This is a genomic window from Variovorax terrae, assembly GCF_022809125.1.
GTDB lineage: Bacteria > Pseudomonadota > Gammaproteobacteria > Burkholderiales > Burkholderiaceae_C > Variovorax_A > Variovorax_A terrae.
Genome location: NZ_JALGBI010000005.1, coordinates 1 through 3,753, shown reverse-complemented (window position 1 = coordinate 3,753; position 3,753 = coordinate 1). Strand labels below are relative to the sequence as shown.

The following is a 3,753-nucleotide window of genomic DNA, read 5'->3' as shown; positions in this document are numbered from 1 at the left end:
GCCACGGCCGGCGCCCTCGCCGGCCCCGTCGGTCTTGCCCTGGGCTCCCTCACCGGCGCCCTGCTCGGCGGCCTCATGGGCGGCGCCATCGGCCAGCAGATCGGCACCACCACCGGCGAGTACGTCGACCAGCACCTGCTGAACAACCACGAATGCCTGGCCTGTGGCCACACCTTCAGCCTTGAGGCCTGAAGCCCCGGACCGGTCTTTCCCCAACCTTCTTACAACGGAGTCTTCTTCCATGGCCCACCTTCTCGAACAAATGGCCTACAGCGGCGCCACCCCCTGGCACCAGCTGGGCCACCACCTGCCCCCAAAGCAACCCCTGGACACCTGGGCCCGCAGCGCCGGCATGGACTGGACCATCTGCGAGAGCCCGGTGCGCTTCATGGCCGAGCGCGCCGGCGCGCTGGGCGCCATCCTGAGCTTTGACGAGCAGAAAGTGCTCTACCGCAGCGACACCAAGGCCCCTTTGTCAGTGGTCGGCAGCCGCTACCAGGTGGTGCAGCCACGCGCCGTGCTGGAGTTCTACCGCGACTTGACCGAGAGCGCCGGCTTCGAGCTGGAGACTGCCGGCGTGCTCAAGGGCGGGCGCAAGTTCTGGGCCCTGGCGCGCACCGGCAAGGAAACCGCCCTCAAGGGCAGCGACCGGGTCAAGGGCTACTTGCTGCTGGCCACCTCCTGCGACAGCACCCTGGCCACCACCGCCACCCCCACCACGGTGCGCGTGGTCTGCAACAACACCCTGGCCGTGGCCCTGAATGGCGCCAGCAGCGCCATCAAGGTGCCCCACAGCACGGCCTTCGAGCCCCAGGCCGTCAAGCGCCAGCTCGGCGTGGCCGTCAGCCAGTGGGACAGCTTCATGTACCGCATGAAAATGCTCTCGCAGCGCAGGGTCAAGAGCCATGAGGCCTTGAACTACTTCCTCAAGGTCCTGTGCCAGGCCGATGAGCATGCCCCCGCAGCCCAGCGCCTGGTCAACGAACGGGCGCTCAAGAAAGTCCAGACCCTGTACGAAGGCCAGGGCCGCGGCGCCGAGCTGGCCGCCGCCCAGGGCACGGCCTGGGGCCTCTTGAGCGCCATCACCGAGTTCGTGGACCACGAGAAGCGCGCGCGCAGCGCCGAGTACCGACTCGATTCGGCCTGGTTCGGCACCGGCGCCCAGCTCAAGCAGCGGGCCCTGGAGCAGGCCTTGCAGTTGACGGACTAAGGGAAGGCCAGGCCGGAACCGTCTGACGGTTCCGGTGAGTGCGCCTCCGTTTCTTTCGTCCAAGCCCTCTCAACCCTCATCCACCCTTCCCCTTCACCAGCCCTGTCCGGATCACCGGACCGGGCTGTCTTTCTTTGGAGATCTGCCAATGGCGACGATTCAATCCATTCCCCGGCCCACCCGCCAGCGCCCTGCCCGCCCTGTCCGCCCTGCCCGGCCGGCCCTGCGCCTGGTCGATACCCGCGAGCTGGCTCGCGCCGACTGGCTGCAGGTGCGCCGCAGCGGCATCGGCAGCTCCGACGCTGCCGCTGCGGTTGGCCTGAGCCCGTACAAGAGCCCCCTGGTCCTGTGGTTGGAGAAAACCGGCCGCGATGCCGACCTGCAGCGCCCCGATCCGCTGGACACGAGGGAGCCGGTCTACTGGGGCACGCTGCTGGAGCCCATCGTGGCCGCGGCCTACACCCAGCAGACCGGCCACCGGGTGCGCCGGCTCCATGCGGTGCTGCAGCACCCCAGCGTGCCGTTCATGCTGGCCAACCTGGACCGGGAGGTGCTCGGGGTTCCTGGCGTGCAGGTGCTGGAGTGCAAGACCGCCGGGGAGTTCGGTGCCCGGCTCTGGCGGGCCGGCGTGCCCGAGTACGTGCAACTGCAGGTACAGCACCAATTGGCGGTGACGGGCCGGCAGGCGGCGGATGTGGCCGTGCTGCTGTGCGGCCAGCAACTTGAGGTGCACCGCATCGAGCGCGACGAGGCCCTGATCGCCCACCTGATCGAGCTGGAGGGGCGGTTCTGGGCCTATGTCCAGAAGGACGAGCCGCCCCCGGCGGATGGTTCGGCCTCGGCCCAGGCGGCCTTGCGCTGTCTCTATCCCCGGAGCAGCGGCCAGACCCTGGACTGGCGCCAGGACCGGGCGATGTCGGCCCTGTTCTGCGACCTGCAGGCGGTGCGCGGCCGGCTGGCCGAGGACAGCGCCTGCGAGGCCCGGATCAAGCAGCAGATCCAGCAGGCCATGGGACAGGCCAGCCGGGCCCGCTTCGAGAGCGGCGAGGTCAGCTGGCGCCGCAGCCAGGACAGCCGGGGCCTGGACACCCAGCGCCTGCTGGCCGAGCAGCCGGATCTGCTGGTCCGGTTCCCCAAGACCCAGCCCGGCCGGCGCCGGTTCGTCATTCACGACTGAATTCATTCACCCGAAAGGAAGCCATCATGCTCAAGGGCCTGGCCCTCACCCCGCCCGAGATCGGGCGTATCGCCATCGGCCATATGGTCGAGAAGAACGGCAAGCGTCTGCCGCACAAGGACGACGAGTTCACCCTCACCACCCAGGTGCAGACACCGGAGGGCTGGAAGCTTCATCCCTTGGATCAGGCGCTTCGAGTCTCCCCGGGGGCCAAGCTGCGCTCGATTCCGGTGCGGCTGCTGTTCGGCTCGCCCGAGCTCAACCTGCGGGCGCAGTACAGCCTGTTTGACCGGGCCACCGGCCGGCCGCTGTGTGTGGGCAATGGACAGACCTGTCGGCGGGCTACCGCCGAGGGGGTCAAGACCTTTCCCTGTCCTGCGCCCGAGGGCTGCGAGCTGGCCCTGCAGAGGGGCTGCAAGCCCTATGGGCGCATGAATGTGCGGATCGGGGAGGAGGATGAGTTGGGCTCGTTCGTGTTCCGTACCACGGGCTTCAACAGCATCCGCACGCTTTCGGCGCGGCTGAGCTACTTCCAGGCGGTGTCGGGGGATCGGCTGGCGACCCTGCCGCTGGAGTTGCGGCTGCGGGGCAAGTCGACCGCCCTGTCGCATCGCAGCCCGGTGTTCTACGTGGATCTGACGGTCAGAAGCGGGATGAGTCTGGCCGAGGCCCTGCAGCAGGCCCGCCAGGAGGATGAGGCGCGTCAGGCGGCCGGGTTTGACCAGCAGCGGCTGGACGAGGCGGCTCGCCAGGGACTGGCCCGGGGGGCGTTCGAGGAGTCGGCCGAGGAAGGCTTGGCGGTCGTGGAGGAGTTCTATCCGCAGGCGCAGGAACAGGCGTCATCCACCCCGGCTCCGTCCACGCTGGCCGATCGGCTGGCCCGCAAGCTGGAGACGGGAGGCGCGCCGTGAGGGCTGAGGAGGAGCAGGAAGCGGAGGATCTGGCCATCGTGCGGGCGCTGCAGATCCTGCGTGGGCGGCTGCGGGAGGGGCCGGTGTTCAGTCGCCCGGATGAGGTGAAGGACTTTCTGCGGCTGCAGGCCCAGGGGCTGGCTCATGAGGTGTTTGCCGTGATGTTCCTGGATGCGCAGCATCGGCTGATTGGCTATGAGCGGCTGTTTCGGGGGACGTTGACGCAGACGTCGGTGTATCCGCGGGAGGTGGTGAAGGAGGCGCTGGCGCGCAATGCGGCGGCGGTGATCCTGCATCACAACCATCCGAGCGGGCTGTGTGAGCCTTCCAGTGCGGACTATGCGCTCACGCGCGATCTGAAGTCAGCGCTGGCGCTGGTGGAGGTGCGGGTGCTCGATCACGTGATCACCAGTGATCTGGGGGCGCTTTCTATGGCGGAGCGGGGGGTGGTGTGA

At 68.6% G+C, this 3,753-nt stretch carries 4 protein-coding genes and 1 pseudogene; all 5 read left to right on the top strand.

Features of this window, described 5'->3' with window-relative positions; all coding sequences use genetic code 11:
- A pseudogene (locus MMF98_RS23595) lies at positions 1-192 on the top strand (hypothetical protein); the annotation flags it as partial.
- 49 nt (positions 193-241) lie between these two features.
- Positions 242-1,210, top strand: a complete 969-nt coding sequence (locus MMF98_RS23590) for a DUF932 domain-containing protein (protein ID WP_243309804.1) — start codon at positions 242-244, stop codon at positions 1,208-1,210.
- A gap of 148 nt (positions 1,211-1,358) precedes the next feature.
- Positions 1,359-2,387, top strand: a complete 1,029-nt coding sequence (locus MMF98_RS23585; RefSeq protein WP_243309803.1) for a YqaJ viral recombinase family nuclease — start codon at positions 1,359-1,361, stop codon at positions 2,385-2,387.
- Between the two features lie 26 nt (positions 2,388-2,413).
- Positions 2,414-3,298, top strand: a complete 885-nt coding sequence (locus tag MMF98_RS23580) for a recombination directionality factor (protein WP_243309802.1) — start codon at positions 2,414-2,416, stop codon at positions 3,296-3,298.
- Positions 3,295-3,753, top strand: coding sequence for a RadC family protein (gene radC / locus MMF98_RS23575; RefSeq protein WP_423837682.1), 459 nt, complete (start codon positions 3,295-3,297; stop codon positions 3,751-3,753). The genes MMF98_RS23580 and radC overlap by 4 nt, the downstream gene beginning before the upstream one ends.